This window comes from Dolichospermum sp. UHCC 0352 (genome assembly GCF_009711925.1).
Taxonomy (GTDB): domain Bacteria; phylum Cyanobacteriota; class Cyanobacteriia; order Cyanobacteriales; family Nostocaceae; genus Dolichospermum; species Dolichospermum lemmermannii.
The window spans coordinates 1-23,015 of the sequence record NZ_VIKY01000273.1 but is presented as its reverse complement, the minus strand read 5'-3'; the positions used below and the strand labels follow the sequence as shown (position 1 = coordinate 23,015).

General features: G+C 36.0%; 22 protein-coding genes and 2 pseudogenes. 13 read left to right on the top strand and 11 right to left on the bottom strand.

Going from position 1 to position 23,015, the window contains the following annotated elements; genetic code table 11:
* Positions 1–566: 566 nt before the first annotated feature.
* Entirely contained in the window at positions 567–3,131 is a 2,565-nt protein-coding gene (glgP, locus tag FJR06_RS19505; protein WP_015078192.1) for an alpha-glucan family phosphorylase, read from the top strand.
* 192 nt (positions 3,132–3,323) lie between these two features.
* Here glgP and FJR06_RS19500 read toward each other — a convergent pair whose 3' ends face one another.
* The 3 genes from FJR06_RS19500 to FJR06_RS19490 all read right to left on the bottom strand — a co-directional run bounded on the left by FJR06_RS19500 (position 3,324) and on the right by FJR06_RS19490 (position 4,418).
* Positions 3,324–3,713: a hypothetical protein gene (locus FJR06_RS19500; RefSeq protein ID WP_015078191.1), complete on the bottom strand. Its 390-nt coding sequence runs from the start codon at positions 3,711–3,713 to the stop codon at positions 3,324–3,326.
* A 98-nt stretch (positions 3,714–3,811) separates the two neighbouring features.
* Positions 3,812–3,973: a YqaE/Pmp3 family membrane protein gene (locus tag FJR06_RS19495; protein WP_035082904.1), complete on the bottom strand. Its 162-nt coding sequence runs from the start codon at positions 3,971–3,973 to the stop codon at positions 3,812–3,814.
* 94 nt (positions 3,974–4,067) lie between these two features.
* Positions 4,068–4,418 carry a translation initiation factor gene (locus tag FJR06_RS19490; RefSeq protein ID WP_027403218.1) on the bottom strand — a complete coding sequence of 117 codons (351 nt, stop codon included), beginning with the start codon at positions 4,416–4,418 and terminating at the stop codon, positions 4,068–4,070.
* Positions 4,419–4,569: 151 nt separating this feature from the next.
* Between FJR06_RS19490 and FJR06_RS19485 the strand changes: the two genes are divergently transcribed.
* The 8 genes and pseudogenes from FJR06_RS19485 to FJR06_RS19450 all read left to right on the top strand — a co-directional run bounded on the left by FJR06_RS19485 (position 4,570) and on the right by FJR06_RS19450 (position 13,562).
* The gene (locus FJR06_RS19485; protein WP_148763685.1) at positions 4,570–6,684 is read left to right on the top strand and encodes a GNAT family N-acetyltransferase; all 2,115 of its coding nucleotides are present in this window, start codon (positions 4,570–4,572) and stop codon (positions 6,682–6,684) included.
* Positions 6,681–7,178 carry an ASCH domain-containing protein gene (locus FJR06_RS19480; protein ID WP_217359798.1) on the top strand — a complete coding sequence of 166 codons (498 nt, stop codon included), beginning with the start codon at positions 6,681–6,683 and terminating at the stop codon, positions 7,176–7,178. The genes FJR06_RS19485 and FJR06_RS19480 overlap by 4 nt, the downstream gene beginning before the upstream one ends.
* Before the next feature lie 19 nt (positions 7,179–7,197).
* Positions 7,198–8,772, top strand: a complete 1,575-nt coding sequence (locus tag FJR06_RS19475; RefSeq protein ID WP_168652078.1) for an McrB family protein — start codon at positions 7,198–7,200, stop codon at positions 8,770–8,772.
* Positions 8,769–9,953, top strand: a complete 1,185-nt coding sequence (locus tag FJR06_RS19470; RefSeq protein WP_015078186.1) for an McrC family protein — start codon at positions 8,769–8,771, stop codon at positions 9,951–9,953. The genes FJR06_RS19475 and FJR06_RS19470 overlap by 4 nt, the downstream gene beginning before the upstream one ends.
* 67 nt (positions 9,954–10,020) lie before the next feature.
* Positions 10,021–10,161, top strand: a pseudogene (locus FJR06_RS19465) (DUF2887 domain-containing protein); the annotation flags it as partial.
* 229 nt (positions 10,162–10,390) lie between these two features.
* On the top strand, positions 10,391–11,629 hold the full coding sequence (trpB, locus tag FJR06_RS19460; RefSeq protein ID WP_168652077.1) for a tryptophan synthase subunit beta: 1,239 nt from the start codon (positions 10,391–10,393) through the stop codon (positions 11,627–11,629).
* A 356-nt stretch (positions 11,630–11,985) separates the two neighbouring features.
* Complete coding sequence (locus FJR06_RS19455; protein WP_015078184.1) at positions 11,986–12,549, top strand: CAP domain-containing protein; 564 nt, start codon at positions 11,986–11,988, stop codon at positions 12,547–12,549.
* 383 nt (positions 12,550–12,932) lie between these two features.
* Positions 12,933–13,562 (top strand): ribonuclease D, encoded by a 630-nt coding sequence (locus FJR06_RS19450; protein ID WP_015078183.1) that lies wholly within the window; start codon positions 12,933–12,935, stop codon positions 13,560–13,562.
* A gap of 397 nt (positions 13,563–13,959) precedes the next feature.
* On the opposite strand, the gene FJR06_RS24080 is transcribed toward FJR06_RS19450, so the two are convergent.
* The 3 genes and pseudogenes from FJR06_RS24080 to FJR06_RS24790 form a co-directional block, all read right to left on the bottom strand.
* The gene (locus FJR06_RS24080; RefSeq protein WP_200863835.1) at positions 13,960–14,340 is read right to left on the bottom strand and encodes an IS1634 family transposase; all 381 of its coding nucleotides are present in this window, start codon (positions 14,338–14,340) and stop codon (positions 13,960–13,962) included.
* Positions 14,341–14,775: 435 nt separating this feature from the next.
* Positions 14,776–15,415: pseudogene (locus FJR06_RS24075) on the bottom strand (IS1634 family transposase); the annotation flags it as partial.
* A 276-nt stretch (positions 15,416–15,691) separates the two neighbouring features.
* Positions 15,692–15,817 (bottom strand): hypothetical protein, encoded by a 126-nt coding sequence (locus FJR06_RS24790; RefSeq protein WP_256369521.1) that lies wholly within the window; start codon positions 15,815–15,817, stop codon positions 15,692–15,694.
* Positions 15,818–15,984: 167 nt separating this feature from the next.
* Here FJR06_RS24790 and FJR06_RS19440 point away from each other — a divergent pair, with 167 nt between their 5' ends.
* Entirely contained in the window at positions 15,985–17,577 is a 1,593-nt protein-coding gene (locus tag FJR06_RS19440) for an NACHT domain-containing NTPase (protein ID WP_015078182.1), read from the top strand.
* 239 nt (positions 17,578–17,816) lie between these two features.
* On the opposite strand, the gene FJR06_RS19435 is transcribed toward FJR06_RS19440, so the two are convergent.
* The 4 genes from FJR06_RS19435 to FJR06_RS19420 all read right to left on the bottom strand — a co-directional run bounded on the left by FJR06_RS19435 (position 17,817) and on the right by FJR06_RS19420 (position 20,728).
* Complete coding sequence (locus FJR06_RS19435; RefSeq protein WP_015078181.1) at positions 17,817–18,086, bottom strand: type II toxin-antitoxin system RelE/ParE family toxin; 270 nt, start codon at positions 18,084–18,086, stop codon at positions 17,817–17,819.
* 2 nt (positions 18,087–18,088) lie between these two features.
* Complete coding sequence (locus tag FJR06_RS19430) at positions 18,089–18,322, bottom strand: hypothetical protein (protein WP_200863834.1); 234 nt, start codon at positions 18,320–18,322, stop codon at positions 18,089–18,091.
* Positions 18,323–18,545: 223 nt separating this feature from the next.
* Positions 18,546–20,366, bottom strand: coding sequence for a threonine--tRNA ligase (gene thrS / locus FJR06_RS19425; protein WP_015078179.1), 1,821 nt, complete (start codon positions 20,364–20,366; stop codon positions 18,546–18,548).
* Positions 20,367–20,524: 158 nt separating this feature from the next.
* A complete protein-coding gene (locus FJR06_RS19420; RefSeq protein ID WP_168652076.1) occupies positions 20,525–20,728 on the bottom strand; it encodes a hypothetical protein in 204 nt (67 codons plus the stop codon).
* A 158-nt stretch (positions 20,729–20,886) separates the two neighbouring features.
* On the opposite strand from FJR06_RS19420, the gene FJR06_RS19415 reads away from it, so the two are divergent.
* Both FJR06_RS19415 and FJR06_RS19410 read left to right on the top strand, forming a co-directional pair.
* Positions 20,887–21,201 carry a DUF2605 domain-containing protein gene (locus FJR06_RS19415; protein WP_015078178.1) on the top strand — a complete coding sequence of 105 codons (315 nt, stop codon included), beginning with the start codon at positions 20,887–20,889 and terminating at the stop codon, positions 21,199–21,201.
* Positions 21,202–21,447: 246 nt separating this feature from the next.
* Positions 21,448–21,768, top strand: a complete 321-nt coding sequence (locus tag FJR06_RS19410; protein ID WP_015078177.1) for a DUF2973 domain-containing protein — start codon at positions 21,448–21,450, stop codon at positions 21,766–21,768.
* Between the two features lie 169 nt (positions 21,769–21,937).
* Here FJR06_RS19410 and FJR06_RS19405 read toward each other — a convergent pair whose 3' ends face one another.
* On the bottom strand, positions 21,938–22,372 hold the full coding sequence (locus FJR06_RS19405) for a SufE family protein (protein ID WP_168631771.1): 435 nt from the start codon (positions 22,370–22,372) through the stop codon (positions 21,938–21,940).
* Positions 22,373–22,599: 227 nt separating this feature from the next.
* Here FJR06_RS19405 and psaK point away from each other — a divergent pair, with 227 nt between their 5' ends.
* Positions 22,600–22,860 carry a photosystem I reaction center subunit PsaK gene (gene psaK, locus FJR06_RS19400; RefSeq protein WP_015078175.1) on the top strand — a complete coding sequence of 87 codons (261 nt, stop codon included), beginning with the start codon at positions 22,600–22,602 and terminating at the stop codon, positions 22,858–22,860.
* Positions 22,861–23,015: the final 155 nt, after the last annotated feature.

Genomic DNA, 23,015 nt, shown 5'->3' with positions numbered 1-23,015 from the left:
AGGCTAGTGGCTAAAGCACCACCAACAATAACTAATGGCAGAATCTGAGACAGTTTCATGAGGATAAATCCTTGTATCCGTGTTTTAATTTAAGCTATGCCTCAGTATAATATAGATGCGGTCTTTGTCTTTTTTTTTACAAAGGTTTAACATAGTTTCACAAAAACTCCCATATCTCGTCTGTTTATGCCAAAAAAACAACCGCCTCCGTGATGGTAAGCGGTTCTGCACAATTCAATAGACATCTCCAAAAAAGTAGAGACGTTCCATGGAACGTCTCTACTACAAGGGTTTTATGTCAAGCATTTTTAAACTCGGCCTATGGCTATTAAATAGAATTTGAAGATAGTTCTTCCTTATCAATTTCATGATAACAAATTTAAAATCAATTGTCAACCCCCCAATACCTATTATCGCCGGACAAAATCAAAAAGTTTTCAATTCTTCATAAAGTCATGAAACCATCATAAACAGAGTATAAAGAGTTGGCAAGATTAGGTAAAAACAGACAACAATAACTTTATGGCAGTTATCGGGGTATTGTTTAGTAAATTATTTAGTATATCATGCAGCCAATTCGCACCTTTAACGTTTCTCCTTCACTACCGTCCAGACTAGAACCTTTACGAAAACTGGCGTATAATCTCCATTTTGATTGGAATGTAGAGAGCAAAGACCTATTTCGTCGTTTAGATCCTGATTTATGGGAATCTACCCACCATAATCCAGTATTGATGCTGGGAACTATTAGTCAAAGCCGACTATTAGAAGTTGTTGAAGATGAAGGCTTTTTAGCGCAAGTAGACCGAGCAGCGCGGCAGTTAGAAGATTATTTGCAGGAATACACTTGGTATAAGAAACAAAGAAATCAGCATCAGAAGGAATGTTACGCCTATTTTTCTGCTGAATTTGGGTTAGTAGATTGCTTACCTGTATATTCAGGTGGTTTGGGTGTACTCGCAGGAGATCACCTTAAATCTGCGAGTGATTTAGGATTACCTTTGGTGGGTGTGGGCTTATTATATCAACAAGGCTACTTTGCCCAGTATCTTAATGCTGATGGTTGGCAGCAAGAACGCTACCTCATCAATGATTTCTATAATATGCCCTTGCATTTGGAACGGAATCCCGATGGTACAGAACTACGGATTGCGGTAGATTATCCTGGACGCAAGGTATATGCGCGGGTGTGGCGTGTCCAGGTAGGGACAGTAGCCCTGTATATGCTCGATACTAATATTGAGCCTAACAAGGCTTATGACCACGATATCACCGATCAGTTGTATGGTGGTGATATAGATATGCGTATCCACCAAGAAATTATGCTGGGCATAGGTGGTGTGCAAATGCTGAAAGCCTTGGGGTATGAAGTCACTGCTTACCACATGAATGAAGGTCATGCGGCCTTCTCTGCTTTAGAACGTATTCGCACTCTCATTCAAGAAAAAGGACTGAATTACAGAGAAGCTAGACAAGTAGTATCTTCTAGTAATATCTTCACTACGCATACTCCAGTCCCCGCAGGGATTGACTTATTTGCCCCCGACAAGATCTTGCATTATCTGGGTTACTATGCAGATATCTTTGGTTTACCGAAAGAGCAATTTTTAGGCTTGGGACGAGAAAATACTGGTGATTTGTCCAGTCCCTTCAGTATGGCGGTATTAGCCCTGAAAATGGCGACGTTCTCCAATGGTGTGGCACAATTGCACGGTGTTGTTTCCCGGCAAATGTTCCAAGGTTTGTGGCAAAAAGTTCCTGTGGAAGACGTACCAATTGCCGCTATTACTAACGGTGTCCATGCCCGCAGTTGTGTAAGTAAATCTACGCAAGAGTTATACGATCGCTATCTTGGTCCAAATTGGTCATCAGCGCCACCGGATAACCAATTGTGGGAACGCATGGATGCAATTCCTGATGAAGAGTTATGGCGGAATCACGAACGCTGCCGTTTGGATATGGTATTGTATGTTCGAGAACATTTAGTTAAACATTTGCGCGATCGCGGTGCTTCAGCTTCGGATATTGCCCAAGCCCAGGAAGTGCTTGATCCTAACGTTCTCACTATTGGCTTTGCCCGTCGCTTTGCTACCTACAAACGCGCTACTTTATGGATGCGTGATTTGGAACGAATTAAGCAGATTCTACTTGCTAACAAACACCGCAAAGTGCAGTTTGTGATTGCGGGGAAAGCCCACCCCAAAGATATCCCTGGTAAGGAATTAATTCGGGATATTAACCACTTTATCCGCGAACACCATTTAGAAAAACAAGTGGTGTTTGTGCCTAACTACGATATTCACATCGCCCGCTTAATGGTAGCAGGTTGTGATATCTGGTTAAATACTCCCCGTCGTCCTAGAGAAGCTTCGGGGACAAGTGGTATGAAAGCCGCTATGAATGGCTTACCCAATTTGAGTGTTCTTGATGGTTGGTGGGATGAAGCGGACTATGTTCGCACCGGTTGGGCGATAGGACATGGTGAAAACTATGATGATCCTAATTATCAAGATGAGATAGAAGCTAACGCTCTCTATGAGTTGTTAGAGAAGGAAGTTATTCCCCTATTCTATGATCATCGTGATGGTGATGGCTTACCTCGTCCTTGGGTGGCAAAAATGAAAGATGCGATTCGCTTGAATTGTCCTTTCTTTAATACAGCCCGGATGGTGAGAGAATATGCAATGAGAGCCTATTTCCCGGCGAGCGATCGCTATCATACCCTCACCGTTGATAATTATGCTCCCGCTAAGGAATTAGCGGCTTGGAGAGCAAAATTAGGTGAACACTGGTTTAGTATCAAAATCAAGGATATTGACGTATCCGCAGCATCAGACATTGAAGTTAATCAAACTGTAGCGGTCAAAGCTAAGGTAGATTTAGCAACTTTGAGTAATGATGATGTGCAAGTAGAGCTATATCAAGGTTCTATTGATGCCAATGGTGATATTGTCAATGCTGTACCTGTGGTAATGGATTACCAAGGACAGGATACAGATAATTCAAGTGTTTATACCGCAAATATCACCTACACCACTTCTGGTTTGCAAGGTTTATCTTTGCGTGTCTTACCTCGAAATCAATACCTTTCTAGTCCTTATGAACCCAGATTAATCGCTTGGGCTGAATAAGCAAATAATGTAGAGACGTTATATGAAACGTCTCTACAACAATTGTTAAATTCGGGTAATATTTACAGCGATTTTCAGATCAATGAACTACAGTTTTTGTTTCGCGCAGAGGCGCAAAGTAGGAAAGGCGCAAAGGAAGAAAGTAATCAGAGTGTGGTTTAAATCGCCGAAAACTGCTGTAATCAAAAATCTCTACTTTTTAACAGCTTTAAGTAACCGATTCAAAATCAATTTACCATTAGGTTGAGTTACTTGAACACGAATAAAATTCGGATCACTTGGTTTCCAGGTAACTTGGTATTTCATGCCATTATTATTCCAAGTATAAACTTGACGTTGTTTAGTACCGGAAGCAACAGCACCAGATAAGTTAATGTTATTATTACTCTTGAGATTTTCGCCATTATAGTAATAAACATTATTGTCAAAAGATAAAGTCACTTTCCACTCTTTATCACTAAATTCACCGGCTGGATAATTAAACTTTTGTACAGCCATTGCTTGACTAGGAATAGCCATATCAATAATTGCAGGGGTAGAAATTCCCAAAATTGCCGATAAAATGATAGCTTTGTAGTTCATAATCCTCACATTTACCCTAATAAACTTGTAACTTACTATTTCACAAACAGTGCTAGAAATAGAGAGATAGTCCAGTTTCCTCTACCTCTCTGACATCATTACTTCTTCGCAATTATCCACACTGCGTGAACAATACCCAAAATATAAAAACCAAAGATAGTCAAAAGTAAATTAATCCAAAAATCCTTACCAAACCCGACCTGCAAAAACACTCCTAAAGGTGGGAGAAAAATTGCAGCTATAATTCTGACTACATCCATATCCATGTTATTCTCCTGTTGATGTTCTATATTTCTAGAGTTAACATCACCTAATGTGGTGACGATTCCTGAAAAATTTGGTAAACCGCACCTTTTAACCACCGCTGATTTTAGCTTTATAACCCAACTTCACCAAAATCTCTAAAATCTTCTGTTTGTGGTCTCCCTGAACTTCAATTTCATTATCTTTCACAGTTCCACCTGTACCGCATTGGGCTTTTAACTGTTTTAATAAAGTAGCTAAAGTTTCCGGTGTCGTTTGAAAACCAGTAATCACCGTGACAGTTTTCCCCTTCCGTCCAGCGCGAGTGGCTTGGATTCGCACATTTTGCTGATTGGGGGGTAAGTCTTGGATTCCCCGTTCTACAGCGCGTTCCAGTGCGGGTGAACTACCGTTACCAAATTCTTGGTAGACAAAGCCTTTGTCAGATTTGGGATTAGCCATAATATTTAATGCAGGAAAAATAGATTTTCATTGTAAACAATTTTAGCCTAAGCGGTGGCAATTGGATATATAATTGCTACATGATAGAGTATAATCGTTTGTTTAAATAAATAAGCTGCTATACGGTCTATAATCACAAGGTTAAAAAAATATGACTAAAAACAATAGCATAAAAATAGAATCAATAAATGATGAATCTCCTTATTTACAGGCTGTAATAGATTTATGGAGTCCTAACCGTTCAAGGCTGGGATTATTTCCTAAAAATGCTTTTATAGAACATGCTGTCAAGCGTCAAATACTTATAGCTATTGAACCAGAATCCAAATGTATTGGTTATTTACTATATCGTAATTCATATGATCGAATTACAATTGTTCATCTTTGTATAGATCCCTCATATAAAAAACAAGGTATTAGCGATTTATTGGTTGATGAACTCAAAAAAATTACTAAAGAAAGATATAGCGGTATTGGCTTAAATTGTCGCCATGATTATGGACTGCGATCTATGTGGTCAAGGCTAAATTTTGTTGCTCAATATGAAAAACCAGGTAATAGTAAAGCTCGAAAAGAACTTGTATATTGGTGGTTCGATCATGGACATACTAATCTTTTATCTTCAATTTTGACCCAAAAACTAGAATCAAAACTTTGTGCCGTAATTGATAGACATATTTTTTTACTTTTGTGTCAAAATGAAAATAAAGAAAATGAAGCAGCAAAATTACTTTTAAGCGATTGGCTTAAGTCAGAATTAGAATTGTGTATAACTGGTCAAATCAATAATTATATTATTTCAATTAGTGATAGCAAAGAAAGAAATAATCTATTAAAACTATCTCAAAATTTTACGTCTTTACCACCATGCAACAATCATAGTTTAGACATAATAAAAGAAAGGCTAAAGGAGTTTTTTGTAAATAAAAAAGTATTTATAGATGATATTGATGTACCTCATTTAGCCAGAGCCATAGCATCAGATTCTCATGTTTTCATAACCAATGAACAGGATTTATTAGAAATTGCAGATGAAATATATCAAAATTTCAGGCTTTCCATATTAACTCCTAATGAACTCATACGACAACTAGATGAACTGCGGAATAAACCTGATTATCAGCCTGTACGCTTGTCTGGAACTTCGTTAGAAAAAATACCAATTAAAAAAGGACAGGAAGAATTATTAACTAAACATTTTGTGTGTGATAGTCAGCAAGAAAATATATCTACATTTCGACAAAACTTAAGAAGATTTATTTCGGAAACAGATAAATTTGAGTGTTATATAGTTGCAGAGCAAGAAGAATTACCTATTGCTTTATTTATTTATAGTAAAAATAAAAATAATGAATTAGAAATCCCACTTTTAAGAGTAAGTAACAACCCTCTATCAGCTACATTAGCAAGACATATAATTTTTAAATCAATATTACTTTCTGCTAATGAAAATCGACAATTTACTAGAATTACTGATCCATATTTAGAAGAAGCAGTAATTAAAGCTATTCAGGAAGATAACTTTATTCGAGTTAATAATGGATGGTTAAAGATAAATTTAGCAGTTGCGGAAACTGCATCAGAGTTATCAATACGCTTTAATGATATAGGTTCTTGTTTAAGTCAAGAATATAACTTTTGTATGAAAATTGCTGAGAGTCTTAATTCAGAATCCTTAATTAAGGATATTAAAGCATCAGCAGATTTTGAAAAATTCCTTTTTCCAGCAAAAATTATTGATTCTGAAATAAATAATTTTATTATTCCTATTCAACCTAGATGGGCGCAGGATTTATTTGATGAATATTTGGCTCAACAAATATTACTATTAGGACAAAAAAAAGAACTTGCGTTTAACCGTGAAGCTGTATACTATAAATCTGCGAAAAATTCAGGAGGATTAAATGCTCCTGGTAGAATTCTCTGGTATGTAAGTGAAGACAAGTACAATTCATACTGTGGAATAAGTTCTATTAGAGCTTGTTCATTTATTGATGAAGTCATCATTGGTAAGCCTAAAGAGCTTTATCAACGGTTTCAAAGATTAGGAGTGTATAAGTTAGATGATATTATGAAGATACCTCAAGACAAAAATGGTGATATAATAGCAATTCGTTTTAGCAATACAGAGTTATTTAAATATCCTATTCCATTAAAAAAAGTTCAAGCGGTATTAAATAAAAAATCAACTTTTCAGTCGGCTTGTAAAATCCAAAATTCTCATTTCCCAACGTTATATAATTTAGGTGTTTTAAATATAAAGTGAAAAATAAGATGATTATGTTTGAAAATATATTAATGTTATCAATTAAACCTAAATATGCAGCAATGATTTTATCTGGAGAGAAAAAAGTAGAACTACGTCGTGTTCGTACTCGCTTAAAACATGGTGATTTGGTCTTAGTATATGTTTCATCTCCTATAAAAGCTTTAGTGGCTACATTTCAGGTAGATAATATTGTTCAAAGTGAAATTAAAGCAATACCAAAAGACCTAAATGATTTTTGGACTAGAATTGAAAATATAGCTGGAATTAGTTGTCATGAATATAAAACATATTACAATAATGCTTCAACAATTGTTGCTATTTTTATTAAAAATCTAAAAGAGCTAAATGATCCTATAGAACTGGAAACTCTGAGAGCCACAATTCCCAGATTTCAACCACCACAAAGTTATCGTTATTTAAAACATAGTGAGATTCAATTATTTGAGTCTTTAATTCAAGACATCTCTGTAATCTCTCCTACTAAAAAATAATATTTAATTGTAATTATTAATGATAAATCATAAACCTGAATTTATAAAATTATTTCATGACTTTATAACTTCCTATCCCTATACACCAAATGGAATAAGTCATATTAAGTCATATACCGAGCAACGTCAACAAGCTTGTCGTAACTTTGAGATAATTATAACAGCAGCAGATAGAGGTCAAAATATAACGGAATTAGTATTGCTGAAACTCTTACCTCATAGCAATACAAGCAACAATCGTCAAAAAGGTGCTTGGATTCATATTGCTCCATCTGTTACCAAAGATATCAAAGAATGGTTTGAGGGAGCAAACTGGACTAAAAGTGAAGACTGGGATAAAATTGCTCTTGCTATTTTAAATTTTGTGCGTTGCTGTAATGCTATTCCAAATGAATTATTAAATCACTGTATGCAGTTTTCACAATTGCTTTATTCTAAAGGTTTTCAAATGGGAATGCTAACTCCTATTCTGAACGCACTACAACCGAATGAATTTTTATTGATAAATAACAAATCACGAAGAGTTATTAATTATTTTACTAATACAAACTATGGTAACAAACTTACAGATTATCCAGAAATTAATGATACAGGATGTAATCTGATTCAAGAATTAGCTCAAGATATGCACCAGGTTGGTATACCAGCTTTACGAGATGATGATTTATTCGATATGTTCTGTCATTGGTTAATAGCTATCAAAAAATATGACTTTCTATATCAAAATCAACAAAATATTACTAAAGTGGACACAAATATTAAATTTAATCCTAAATATAGTTTATCTGATATCAGTCAAGAAATCTGTTTTGAAGAGACAACCATAGAACGTTGGATACGCGCAACTAATCGTAAAAAACAAGCCATATTCTATGGTTCACCCGGAACAGGTAAAACCTTCATAGCTGAAAAACTCGCAAAACATCTAATCAGTGAAGGTGACGGTTTCTCTGAATTAGTCCAATTTCATCCAGCATATTCCTATGAAGACTTTATTCAAGGTATTCGTCCTCAAAGTGAAGATGGTAAATTAACATATCCACTTGTTCCCGGTAGATTTTTAGAATTTTGTAAAAAAGCCGAGTCATTTCAAGATATTTGTGTTCTCATTATTGATGAAATCAACCGCGCTAATTTAGCACAGGTTTTTGGTGAATTAATGTATTTGCTAGAATACCGTAATCAAGAAATTCCCCTCGCTGGTGGTAATAGATTTCGTATTCCTGAAAATGTCCGTATTATTGGCACAATGAATACAGCAGATAGGTCTATTGCTCAAATAGATCATGCTTTACGTCGTCGTTTTGCATTTATTGAACTGCGTCCTAATTATGATGTGTTAATCAAATATCACCTCAATACAAATTTTGCAGTTATGGATTTAATTAATATTTTAAAACAATTAAATCAAGCGATTAATGATAAAAACTATGAAATTGGTATTTCTTTCTTTTTGACTCCTAACCTACGAGAAGATATAGAAGATATTTGGAAGATGGAAATTGAGCCTTATTTAGAAGAATACTTTTTTAATAACCTAGAAAAAGTAGATGAGTTTCGCTGGGATAAAATCGAGAAACAGATAACAATATGAACCCAGCAAATTTTAAAATTCTGGAAATAACCGAATATCAAACTCAATCTTTTTCTCGTGAGGAAATTCCTGAAGAGGTTGGAATTATCTTATATGAGAAATACAACAGCAAAGTAAATGTAGAATTTCCCAGTCCTAAAACTCGTTATCAATGGAAAATAACGGCTCAAGGATATGTAGGTTATATTCCTTTAAATTCTGATGTAGCTTTGAAAATCAATCCTAAAGTACCAATTAAGAATTTATTTGGAATGTTGGAATATACGTATAATTTAGAGATTTTTAAATTTGAAGGGTTAATGAATTGTGAATCTATAGAAGATTTTTACAATCATCTAGCTTATGTTTTAGCAGATAAAATTATAGAAAGATGTCGTAAAGGATTATATCGGACTTATGTACCCAAAACTGAGCAATTGGCTTATGTACGCGGAAGATTAAATGTACAGCAAATAATTAAAAAACCTTGGAATGTAAAATTACAATGTGCATATCAAGAACACACTGCTGATATTATAGATAATCAAATTTTATTTTGGACGCTTTTTCATATTGGACATAGCGGTTTTTGTACAGAAAAAGTATCATTGATAGTGAGAAAAGCTTATCATGCAATGCAAGGAATGGTATCTTTACAACCTTATAATTCAGAAGATTGTATTGATAGAATTTATCACCGTTTAAATGAAGATTATCATCTTCTACATCAATTTTGCCGATTCTTTTTAGATAACACTAGCCCAAATCATGAAAAGGGTAAAAATACAACTTTACCTTTTTTAATAAATATGGCAAATCTTTATGAAATGTTTGTTGCAGAATGGTTAAAGAAAAATTTACCCCAGAATTTCACTTTAAAAACTCAAGAGAGAATCAATATAGGAGAAAAAATATATTTTAAAACTGACTTAATTTTATATAACACAACAGATTTAACACCTAAATACATTCTCGATACTAAATATAAAAACCCCGAATATTCTTCTCCTAAAGATATAGCCCAAGTAGTAACTTATGCAGTTTCTAAAGATTGTCCAGAAACAGTATTAGTCTATCCAACAGAATTAAATCATTCCCTTGATAAATATCTTGGAAAAATCAGAGTTCGTAACCTCACCTTTTCTCTTGATGATAAAATTGAAGATGCAGGAAATAAATTTTTAACAAAACTATTTTCTTAAATTCTCTCTGCGTCCTCTGCGCCTCTGCGGTTCGTTTTCCAAAATTAGATTAAATTACTCAATTACCGTGAAAACAGATACAATCTTCTATAGCTTATTTCAAGCATTTCCTAGCATCTTCTTTGAATTAATTAACCAACCTCCCACAGAAGCGGGTACGTATGAATTCACATCTCGTGAAGTCAAACAACTAGCTTTTCGTTTAGAAGCAAATTCAGGCTTTACAAAAAGAGCAATCTCAGGAATAAGGGAATTCTCTCGTTCCCATGCTCTGCGTGGGAATGCAGTTGAGAGGCTCTGCCTCTATTATAGGAGGTAGAACCTCTAAGATGGCATTCCCAGTCTGGAGACTGGGAACGAGAGAATAATGCTCTTTATCGGCATCCTCAACAGGTCTAGAATTAAAATTAACTTTGTTCTCTTATTTTACCCAATCCGTGACTACTACACCCCTCTCTCCGAATTTCTCACAAACTGCTTCAGTCCCCGATATTCTAGGACGTTTTGGCCGCTTTGGCGGTAAGTACGTTCCTGAAACTCTTATGCCTGCTTTATCTGAACTAGAAGCAGCTTATCAGCAATATCGCAATGAACCTGGTTTTCAAGCCGAATTACAAGGTTTATTAAAAGATTATGTCGGACGAGCTACACCTTTATACTTTGCCGAACGCCTTACCGCTAATTATGCTCGTCCTGATGGTACAGGGGCGCAAATTTACTTAAAGCGGGAAGATTTAAATCATACTGGCGCACATAAAATTAATAATGCTCTCGGTCAGGTGTTATTAGCTAAACGCATGGGTAAAAAGCGGATTATTGCCGAAACCGGTGCAGGACAACATGGCGTAGCTACAGCCACGGTTTGCGCTCGGTTTGGTTTGGAATGTATTATTTACATGGGTGTTCACGACATGGAACGCCAATCTTTAAACGTCTTCAGAATGCGGCTGATGGGTGCGGAAGTTCGTCCAGTGTCTGCGGGTACGGGAACGCTGAAAGATGCCACTTCTGAAGCCATCCGGGACTGGGTAACGAATGTAGAAACTACCCATTACATCCTCGGTTCTGTGGCTGGTCCCCATCCTTATCCGATGATGGTTCGGGATTTTCACGCGGTGATTGGTGAAGAAACTCGCGTTCAAGCTCTGGAAAAATGGGGACGTTTACCTGATATCCTGGTGGCTTGTGTGGGTGGTGGTTCTAATGCTATGGGACTATTTCACGAATTTGTCAAAGAACCATCTGTGCGGTTAATTGGAGTAGAAGCTGCTGGTGAAGGTGTGAATACTGGCAAACACGCGGCCACTCTCACAAAAGGCCAGGTTGGTGTATTGCATGGTTCTATGAGTTATCTTTTACAAGATGATGATGGTCAAGTTATTGAACCCCATTCCATTAGTGCTGGTTTAGATTATCCTGGTGTGGGACCTGAACACAGTTATATGAAAGATATTGGCCGGGCTGAATATTACAGTGTGACGGACGCTGAGGCTTTGGACGCATTCCAACGACTATCGAAGTTAGAGGGAATTATACCAGCTTTGGAAACTTCTCATGCGATCGCTTACTTAGAAACTCTCTGTCCTCAACTTGCTGGTAGCCCCAAGGTGATCATTAACTGTTCTGGACGAGGTGACAAGGATGTACAAACAGCCGCTAAGTTCCTAATTCACTAAATTCTTGTAAAAAACACTTGCTTGCTAATAAATAGTATCCATGACATCTATCATTGGATACTGTTTATTAGTAATCATTTTGATTAATAATGTAGTGTAAATAACATCTACCAGTTTGATAGTCAGGGGTACTATAGCGGTATGCACTTGAGTAAAATTCTAATTTTAGAGAGGCTTATATCCAAAGGGGTTTACTCCTGAATGCTGGAAGCTGCTATATCTAGACTGATTTAAATTGTGAAAATTTGATGATCTTTTAGTTCATAATTAGCAAATAGTATCCTGGTAAGTATTCTGATAATCAGAAGATAGGGTATATATTCAATAAATCCATACATTACTTAACTTAAACCTCTATGTTACGACAAACTGCTTTTGGCATTGCTTTAAGTACGCTTGTCCTTGCTAGTGGCTATATGACTGCTGCGAATCCAGATAATAGTTCTGCTAAACAAACTGGCCGATATCAGCATTCATCACTTGTGACAAGTCAAGCAAAAATATCTAATCTTACTGTTCAAACTACTAATTTAGAACTAGCTGTTTTTACTCAAATTAATCAATATCGGGCGAAACGGGGGCTAAAAAAATTAAATTTAAACGGAAAGATCAGTCAGCAAGCCAGAATTCACAGTCAAAATATGGCTAGTGGTAAAGTTCCTTTTAGTCATCAAGGATTTGAACAGCGGGTAATGACTATTCCTCTTAAATACAGTAGTGCGGCTGAAAATGTAGCTTATAATACGGGATATAGTAACCCTGCCAATGAGGCGGTTTCTGGCTGGTTAAAAAGCCCTGGTCATCTGAAAAATCTTCAGGGTAAATATAATTTAACTGGGGTTGGTGTGGCTGCTAATGAACAAGGAGAAGTTTATTTAACGCAAATATTTTTAAACACTAATACCAGCGGACAAAATTAAGAATTATGCCCTTTGTGATGAAGGGGCATAAATTAATTTTTCAATTTTTAATTTAGCATTTTTAATGAGGCGTTAGAGGATGTTTGAAAAGTATCAGAACTTATCTAGATCCCCCCAACCCCCCTTGAAAAGGGGGGCTAAATTTCTCAAAGTCCCCCTTTCTAAGAGGATGTTTTAAAAGTTTTTAATGTGGAAACAGACCCCTCTCCAAACCTCTCCCCTACCAGGGGAGAGGCTTTAAAAACCCCATTCCCTTGTAGGGAAGGGGGGAAGGGGGGTTAGGTTTTTGGAGATTATGGGTTTCATATAATACTTTTCAAACAACCTCTTAGCGAGAGTCCTGTTGTCTGGCAAAATGAAGATAATTTATATTTGATCAGTTCATGACATTACCAGATTTTCAAGTTGGCGATGGCGATTTAAATGATGCAACTCTTTCTGAGTATTTAAAATCCCCAGCTATCGCTGTTGATACGGAAACAATGGGACTTTTACCTCAGCGCGATCGCTTGTGTCTGATTCAACTCTGTAACCCAGAAGGACAAGTTACTGCTATTCGGATTTCTAGGGGACAAACAGTAGCACCAAATTTGCAAATTCTCATGGAAGCAACCCATATTGTTAAAGTTTTTCACTTTGCTAGGTTTGATGTTGCCACTTTACGGCAGAATTTAGATATTGTTGTGCAACCGATTTTTTGTACTAAAATTGCTAGTAAGTTAGCCCGGACTTATACAAATCGTCACGGACTAAAAGATGTGGTTTTAGAATTAGAAAAGGTGGAGTTAGATAAAAGTTCCCAATGTTCTGATTGGGGTAATGCTAGTAATTTATCTGATGCACAATTAAGTTATGCGGCTAATGATGTCCGTTATTTGTTAAGTGTCCGAGAAAAGCTCACGGCTATGTTACAACGGGAAGAACGTTGGCAAGTTGCCCAAGAATGTTTTCAAGTTTTATCAACAATTGTTAGTTTAGATTTATTACAATTCAAGGACTTATTTGAACATTGAAATATCTGAATTTATAATTTGATTTTGAGTTAATTTACTTTTGGGCTGGGATTTACCCAGCCTATTATTTACTTAGAATTTACTAAAATTAGTAATTGCTTCTGTGATTTTATCCACAACCTCATCTACAATTATGACTCCCAACTCCCCAGAAGCGCGGGTACGAATACTCAAACCCACATTCCGCACTTCAAAAAGTAGTATACAAAAACTACATTTACGAGTAATGAAAAACTAGAATTTTTAAAAACTAAGCAGCCACTAATAAATAAATTATACGCACCAAAAATCAAGCTTTTTTATTATGTTTAAAAAGCTAGTAAGACAGTTTAATTTGAATTTTTCAATCAGTTATGCAAACACAGAAGTGTTGAATCGGGAATTATAGATTCGGCAACTAACATAATAAATAATATTTTTGACAAGCATGAGGTAGGAATTGTAAGATGCGACAATGTGACTCAGTTAAATTAAGAATTCTATGGACTCCTTGTATAATAAGAAAGTGAATCCCTTGGAAACATTGAAATATCCACCTTAATGTGGGAGATTCTGTGGGTTTATTTAGTTGATTTTTAACAGTAGCTTTTTGTGTTTTTAATGCGATTCGTAATTGTCTTTGTCCCAGATTATAAACCAAAAGGCACAATGCCATTAACATCATCATTGTCTCTACTCTTTCTGGATTCTTCACAAAAAGACTATCGGCAAAAAATAACGGGTCTTTGATAAATCTAAATCCTCGCTCTGTTGATTGCTGTTCTTTATATATTCTCAATATTTCTGTAGGTTTTAATTGGGTTGTGTCTAAAATATTCGAAGAATAAAATAAATCGACCACAAGAATTTTCATGTTTTTTGATTAACTCCTGATTTTCTATTAATTTACCTTTGATTTGATAAACTACTGTTTGTCCTTTATTTAATCTTTCGGTAATTTCTATGTCCGATATTTGATGATATTTTAATTTTGCCGTCAGGTCTTTAATTTTTAATTCTGCTAAAGATTTTGAACAAAAATCTTCTTTTTCTAACTTAACTAGCTGTTTATTAGTTTTCAGAAACTCTTCTGAGATTTTTTTGGTTAATTTCTTTAAATCTGCTTTTTTTCTGTCTGTGCTTTCAATTAATAACCGTTCGGCTGACGCTCACGGCGAAGCCATCTTTGCTCTATTCCCCCGTAAAATACTTTCTCTTCTTGATAGCTATATCCTTTGATATCACTTGGTTTCAGTTCTTTGCTTATCGGTGCTTTTAGCAAGTTTTTAGCTTTTTTAATGGATAATGGAACTCGACTTATCCAGTTCATATTCACCATTAATTTTAAATTACTTTCACTGTATAAAGCACTGTCAGCGACCATTATACTGTCAAAATCTATTTGTTTGGAATACTCTACTAAGATATGAGCAAATACGGCTTTATCTGATTCGTTTCCTGATGCTCCTCTAAAAAATAAAGGTATATCTCCATCACTACTTACTATTAAATCTAATATACATTGTTTTAAGTCTGGGCGGTGGTCACGGGAATAGCCCTGTGTGATATTAATCGGATTTTCTTTGTTTATTCCTTGTTCTTTATCTTCATTATTTACGCAGTTCTTATACTCTCCATGTAAATGTAATGAGCTTGAATCTAAATGGGAATATTTAGTTTCTATCCCAAATTTCTTGACTACTTCTAAGGCAATGATTAGGAATATTTTTGTTAATCCATATTTGTAGAGCTTGTCCATTACTCTACCTATCTTATCATCATTTAAATCTGATGCTTTTATTCCTTCTTTTATTAAATGTTCTATGGGTTTATCTTGAAAAAAATCAGGGGAATAAATATAATGGTCTTGATACAATTTTCCTTGATGTTGACGCATTTTTTCTAAGATTATATTTTCTGATTCATCTGAATCATCTGCATAAGCTTTATTCACACTTTCTACTAATTGACGCTTTTTTTGACGAGTTATACCTATTGTTTGACTAAAGATATAACTTGATTTTACTATATCTCTATCTCTATGATTTTCACAACTCATAACCACAAGTAGATATCCAAAAGAAAGGGTTTAGCATTGCTAAACCCCTACTCCACTTCACTTCACGTTACCTTACTTTAAACATCAAAATCTAGTTGTCTTCGTTTTTATCATCAGGTTTTATCCACTTGATAATCAGAACTAGAAACGCATCAGCAGATTTTTCGATAGCCCAAGTTAATAAAGCGGTTAATACAATAATTAAAATAGTATCCATAAAACTTTACCGATTCCCAAATCATTGACTACATCTCTACATTGACAGGTGAGTGTTTGAAATCAGGTTGTAGCAATGCTTGAGTTATGAGTGACTTGTGTATGACATTGCATTAATTTCTTGTTTGACAGGTTAAAATCAGTAAAATTGCTGCGCTTAAAGTTTCTATGAATGGTCGTTCTCTATCCTGTTCTCCTAAAGGTATCCAAAAAGCCAAAAAGGCTTTAATCCGCTTTTCCTTGACTCAAAAGGCATTAGCTGAAGAATTGGGAGTAACTCGTCAACCAGTTGGTAAATTCTTTACAGGGAAACCTGTTGACCGTAATATCTTTGTCAAAATTTGCGACTATTTAGAACTGGACTGGGAAGAGGTAGTTACTCAAGTCAACGAACCAGAAACGGAAGCGAAGCAAGAAAACAGCATTGATATAGATAACCTCGTCCAAGAAGTACGCGCAAAGATAAAACCCCTCATTCAAGAACGCTGCGGCACAATGCGGGTGCTAGATATGACACAGCCCATTGGCTTGAATGAAATCTACACTAGCGTCAATATCTTGGAAAACATCACGGGAATGCAGCGATTAACAATAGAGGAATTAGAAAAATTATCACAACAGTATACACAAGAGGATTTTGACCGCTTTGGATTGGAGGCAATTAAAATAGAGAGAGTACCTGGACTACAAGTAGTGCAGAAATATTCTAAGCTAATGATTTTGGGAAAGCCAGGAGCAGGTAAAACTACATTTTTGAAGTATTTAGCTATTCAATGTATAGCAGGTGAATTTCTTGCTCATCTTGTACCTAGGTTTATTACCCTCAAAGACTTTGCAGAAGATAATTATCAAAACAGTTTAGTAAACTTTATCATTTTTGATACTTGTAATCAATTTTTTACTTCTCAAAATGAAGCAGAGACATTATTACAGCAGGGTAGACTGCTAATTCTTCTGGATGGTTTAGATGAAGTCAGAGAAGAAGATAGTAAGCGTATTTTAAAAGAAATTCAGCATTTTGCACAGCGTTTTCCGCAAAATAGATTTGTTATGACTTGCCGCATTGCAGCACGAGAATACACATTTGAGAAATTTACAGAGGTAGAAGTTGCTGAGTTCAATGATAAACAAATTAATAATTTTGCGACCAATTGGTTTAAAAATAAACCTGTTAAGCCAGACAAATTTATTCAACGTCTAAGAGAAAATTACCCCATTAAGCAACTAGCATCAAATCCCTTGTTACTAACTTTACTCTGTTTAGTATTTGAAGAAGCCGGGGATTTTCCTGCGAATCGTTCTGAATTATATAAAGAAGGCTTAGATGCACTACTCAAAAAATGGGATACCAAGCGGGGTATTAAACGTGACGAAGTTTACAAAAAGCTATCTGTACAGAGGAAAGAAGATTTATTAAGCAAAATTGCTTTAACCACTTTTGACCAAAGTAACTACTTTTTTAAACAGAAATTAGCTGAATATTACATTACAGACTATATTAGTAACTTGCCTGATGCAAGCACAAATACAGAAAAATTGCAGCTAGATAGTGAAAAAATTATTAAATCAATTGAAGCTCAACATGGTTTATTAGTAGAAAGGGCAAAAGGTATTTACTCTTTTTCCCATTTAACATTTCATGAATATTTCACAGCTAGAGAATTTGTATTAGTCCAACAATCATCAGATAATGCTTTGCAAAGCCTGGCTAGCCATTTTACTGAAAAACGCTGGCGGGAAGTCTGTTTATTAGCAAAATAGTGATTGTTATGTTAGCCGTGATGTGCGCCAGTATATAGAAGATACTTTACTGTTACCCATTGTAGAAATCCAACCCTATCGGTAAATGTTTGTTTAGAAAACAGATTAGCAATTTCCAGCTAGATTTTTTTGTCTGAATCAGGATATCCAGGATTAAAGGATTAACAGGATGGAGAATTTATTTGTTTACTCTCAATCAACCAAAGATATACATTTTCAATTTAAGCTACTACCAATTTCTAAGGAAAATAGCGATAAAATTCCCGACGATGTAAAACACGCATTACTTCTATCAAATCTCCGTTAACTTCTATTCCCAGACGATAATTACCAATACGTATCCGATACCGATTAGGGTAGCCTTTCATAGCTTTAATATCAAGAATCTCGTCTAAAGAATTGATGTTTTCTAAAGTGGTAAATGCAAGCTCGTAGATGCGTTGGTATGATTCTGAACTTTTCAATTGTTTTAAATCTTTCAGAAAAGTCTGACGATATTGTACTTTCAAAATTATTCTTCCTCAAGATAAGCTAAGGCTTGATTACGATCTAGCAATGGTGTATTCATAGATTCATCCATCGCTTTGTTCAGACAATAATCTTCTATTGCTTCAGTTAGTTCATCTAAAGAAGTATCCTCTGTAGGTAGTAATTTTCTCCAAATATCAATAGGAATGACTACTGCAATTTTATTACCCTCTTCGTTAGTCAGATATTCAAGATTTAACATTTGTGACTCCAACATTCATGATATGGCAACGTATATAGGGGTTTAGCATTGCTTAATGGTGTCAACTTAAGCCCCGGCGAATGGAATTCACGGCTACACAAACAAAGTCCGCCTGGGCGGACTAAGGAAAAATCAAGGATTGAAACCCACGCAGGTGGTTTTGCCTGTGTAGACGCGGTTTCTAACCGCCCGTTTTACGTTAAGTTGACACTATGAGCATTGCTAAACCCCTACTTTTTTAGAAGTTACTAAAGTTAGTAATTGCTTCTGTGATTTTATCCACAACCTCATCTAGAATTATGACTCCCAACTCCCCAGAAGCGCGGGTACGAATACTCAAACTGTTGGTTTCGACTTCCTTCGCACCAACCACGGCCATGACAGGGATTTTATCCTTTTCCGCGTTGCGAATCAACTTACTCAAGCGATCGCCACTGGTATCCACTTCTGCCCTAATACCCAACGCCACCATCTTAGCAGCCACCTCTTTGGTAAAATCTAACTGAAGATCACCGACAGGTAATAACCTGATTTGTACAGGTGCTAACCACAGAGGAAAATCACCCGCGTACTCTTCAATTAAAATTCCAATTAATCGTTCCAAAGAACCAAAGGGCGCGCGGTGAAGCATTACCGGACGTTGACGCGAACCATCTTCCGCCACATATTCTAAATCAAACCGTTCTGGTAAATTATAATCTACCTGCACAGTTCCCAATTGCCATTCCCGTTCTAAAGCATCACTGAAGATAAAATCCAGCTTGGGTCCATAAAAAGCCGCTTCCCCAATTCCTTCAAAATGCTCCATTCCCAATTGTTGCACAGCGCGACGAATTGCCCCCTCCGCTTTATCCCAAGCTTCATCAGAACCGATATACTTATCACTAGCTGGGTCACGGAAACTCAATCTAGCTTTAAAATTCTTCAATTGCAGACTTTTGAAAACGCTCAAAATCAAATCTACAACATTGAGAAATTCACTGTCTAGCTGTTCGGGAGTGACAAACAAATGAGAATCATCAACGGTAAAACCGCGTACCCTGGTTAAACCACCCAATTCTCCCGACTGTTCATAACGGTAAACTGTACCAAATTCTGCCAAGCGCATCGGTAATTCCCGATAAGAGCGCAATTCACTCTTGTATATTTGGATGTGGAAGGGGCAGTTCATCGGTTTGAGGACAAAACCCTGTTCTATGGCTCTTGCTTCCTCATCTTCAGCCATTAAAGGAAACATATCTTCCTTGTATTTCTGCCAGTGTCCTGATGTTTTAAATAAATCAACTCTGGCAATATGGGGAGTAACTACAGGTAAATAACCCCGTTTTAATTGTTCTTTTTTGAGGAAGTCTTCTAAAATCGTTCTTAACAAAGTCCCTTTGGGAGTCCACAAAGGTAAACCAGGACCAACTAAATCGGAAAAGATAAATAATCCCAGTTCTTTACCCAGTTTACGATGATCACGGCGCAGGGCTTCTTCTTTGCGGCGTTTATACTCTGCTAGTTGTTCGGGAGTTTCCCAAGCTGTGGCATAAATACGCTGTAATTGAGCTTTGTTTTCATCTCCGCGCCAATAAGCACCAGCAACGCTTTCTAATTCTATAGCTTTGGGATTAATTTCGCTGGTATTTTCGAGGTGAGGTCCAGCGCACAAATCCCACCATTGCTCTCCCAAATGGTAAATTGTGATGGGTTCTTGTTTGATATCTCCGAGAATTTCCAGTTTATAGGGTTCGTTAATGGCTTCAATGCGGCTTTGTGCTTCTTCGCGGCTGACTTCTTCCCGAATTAATGGTAATTTGCGATTAATAATCTTCACCATTTCTTTTTGAATGGTCTTTAAATCCTTATCGCTAAAGGGTTCTGGACTATCAAAGTCATAATAAAACCCATTTTCAATCCAAGGACCAATTGTGACTTGCACCTTGGGAAACAGCTTTTGTACTGCCATAGCCATGATATGGGAAGCTGTGTGACGAATCTTTTTTAGTGTTTCTGATTCGCTGGTTCGGGGTAAATAGATTTTTTCGACTGGTTGGGTTTCTTGATTTGGGGACATTGGCTATTAAACTTTTGACGAAGTGTTAAAAATAGAGTTGACGAAAAATATCTTTACAAAATAAATAATAGTCCACTGGCTATGGTTTTTCCTAATTTAGCCCAACTACAGGCTGCTGGTAAAAGCCATACAAGACAAAATTAAATTCAATCGAGTTGTCAGAGAACAGGGAACAGGGAACAGGGAATAGAAAAATTTTCTTCTTTCTTCTTTCTTCTTTCTTCTTTCTTCTTTCTTCTTTCTTCTTTCTTCTTTCCTCCTGACTCCTGACTCCTGACTCCTGACTCCTGACTCCTGACTCCTGACTCCTGACTCGGTGACTCCTGACTTCTTCCTTTAGAGGTATCCAGGTTTACTCCCAAGGAGCTTTACAAAACTATTGCCAAATTTATATAATCATGCTTCAGATACCAAGTTACATATTTTTTAAGTTTTTTTATGTAAAAAGTTATGAACTGATTGTTAAGGATCGTAAATAACGTTAATATAAATAGACAATTAAGAAATATGATTCTCATATATGGGGGACTCAAATCTACCAAACGCTGATTTACTAAAATCAGTCTTAGAACCGCTGTTAGAGGATTTTCAAGATTGGTTTGAGCGATATCGTCAAATTCTGGAAAATGAGAAAATCCAATTCATGAGTGAACAAGAGCAATTTGACTTACTAAAACGAGTTAAAAATGCACAAAATGAACTCAAAACGGCAAGAATGTTGTTTAAGGCAACTGATCAACAAGTCGGACTTGATATGGCAACGGTAATGCCTTGGCATCAATTAGTTACAGAATGTTGGAGTGTGGGAATGCGTTTAGGTCAGTCAAAGGAATAATCAACCTGTTGGCAAAATCTGAATCCAGTGGAAATTGTAAAAATATTAGACAATTCTTAACATTCTTTTCATAAAAAAATAATGTGCCTCGTGTTACCTTAATATCAATATAAGGATTGCACCATATAACATAAGCACATAAGTAAAGAATCTTACATTCTTTCCTACCGTAAATTATTTATTTGCGGAGTTTTAGGTTTTACATAGATAACATTTTTACCCTTTGCTGTTCTGGAGGAAAATTCAATGCTACACCTACTTTATATTTTAGCTTTCACCGTTTTGGCATTTATGGCTGTTGGTAATTTAATTCGCAATCTGATCATGTTCAGTTTTGACAGAGAACGAACTTATTCTAATAATCAATCATCACCAGGTGGCTTTGGTTATTATGCAGCTAGAAGGCAGTATGTCCCCCATCCTGAATTGTTAGATAGTGCAGGTAATATGATTAAAGAACCGCTGTTGGTCATGCGTTCAATTAATGTTGAAGATGCACGGGAACAGTTAGATGCTCTTTATGAATCCTCTCCTAGTCAAAAAATTGATCGCTCAGAAGGAGCATAATTGATAATTTGCAAAATTTTGAACTATATAGAGGTTTGGTAATACTAAACCTCTATAATTGTAGGGGCAACCCCTGTGGTTGCCTAGCCAATGTGGTTCAGCGGAGTCAGGAATTCAAAAAGCAGAAAGAATAATCTCAAACTTAAAAAAGTTGTCGAGTCTCCAATTCCTAATTTTCTAATTTAGATTCCAAAGCTTTTTTTTGCATTGTTTTGAAAATATTGTAAAACCCATTAGCGCGGGAAGGTGTCAAACTTACATTTAAGCCAGTTTCTTGAATAAAATCAGGAGTAAGTTGGATTATTTCTGTAGGTGTTGATCCATTTAATCCTTCTATTAATAATGCTAACAAGCCCTTAGTTAATTGGGAATCAGAATCACCCTGAAATATGACTTTACCGTCTTCTAATGATGCCGTAACATACACTTGAGAAACACAACCGGGAACTTTATTTTCTGGGAGTTTACCAGATTCAGGAAACTCTTGTAGCTTTTGAGCATACCAAATTAACTGCTCATAGCGTCGTTTTGGTTCTGTAGCGCGTTGAAAGCGGTGGACAATTTTATTTAGTGCAGGTGGTAAGGAATCAAGAGTTGAGGACATGATCAATCCAGGAAATAATTACTCTTATCTTAGCAATTACCAGCCCTTCTAGATACCATTTGGATCACAACAAATATCAAAAATTGCTATTAAGTATAGCACTTGTTCATATTGTCAAATGAAAACAAATGTTAAAATTTGCTACAAAGTAAGCAATGATATAGATTTTTATTAATCAATATTTAGATGATATTGACAAGCATCCGCAAATATCAGGAGTAAATTAGATGTTGACTTCAAGCTTACTAGCTACAGCTACCGCATCTCTAGAATGGAGTCCTAATATTAGCATAATTATGATTGTTGCCAATATTTTCGCTATTGCTGTAGGCAAATTTACGATTGAGCATCCTCATGCTAAACCAGAATTACCAGCACCTCAATTTTTCGGTGGTTTTGGTTTACCTGCGGTACTAGCAACTACTTCCTTTGGGCATATTTTAGGAGCAGGTATCATTTTAGGGCTACACAGTATTGGTAAAATCTAAATTTTACTGATTAAAAATTAGGGAGAGGAATTTATTTTTCTTCTCCCTTTTTTTATAAGGAAGAACGCCGAAAACCCTTGAAAATGTGGCTGACTCAGGAAGCCACATTTGGGCTTTAGACAAGGGATGAAGGCTAGAGGCTTTCCTTTATCCTG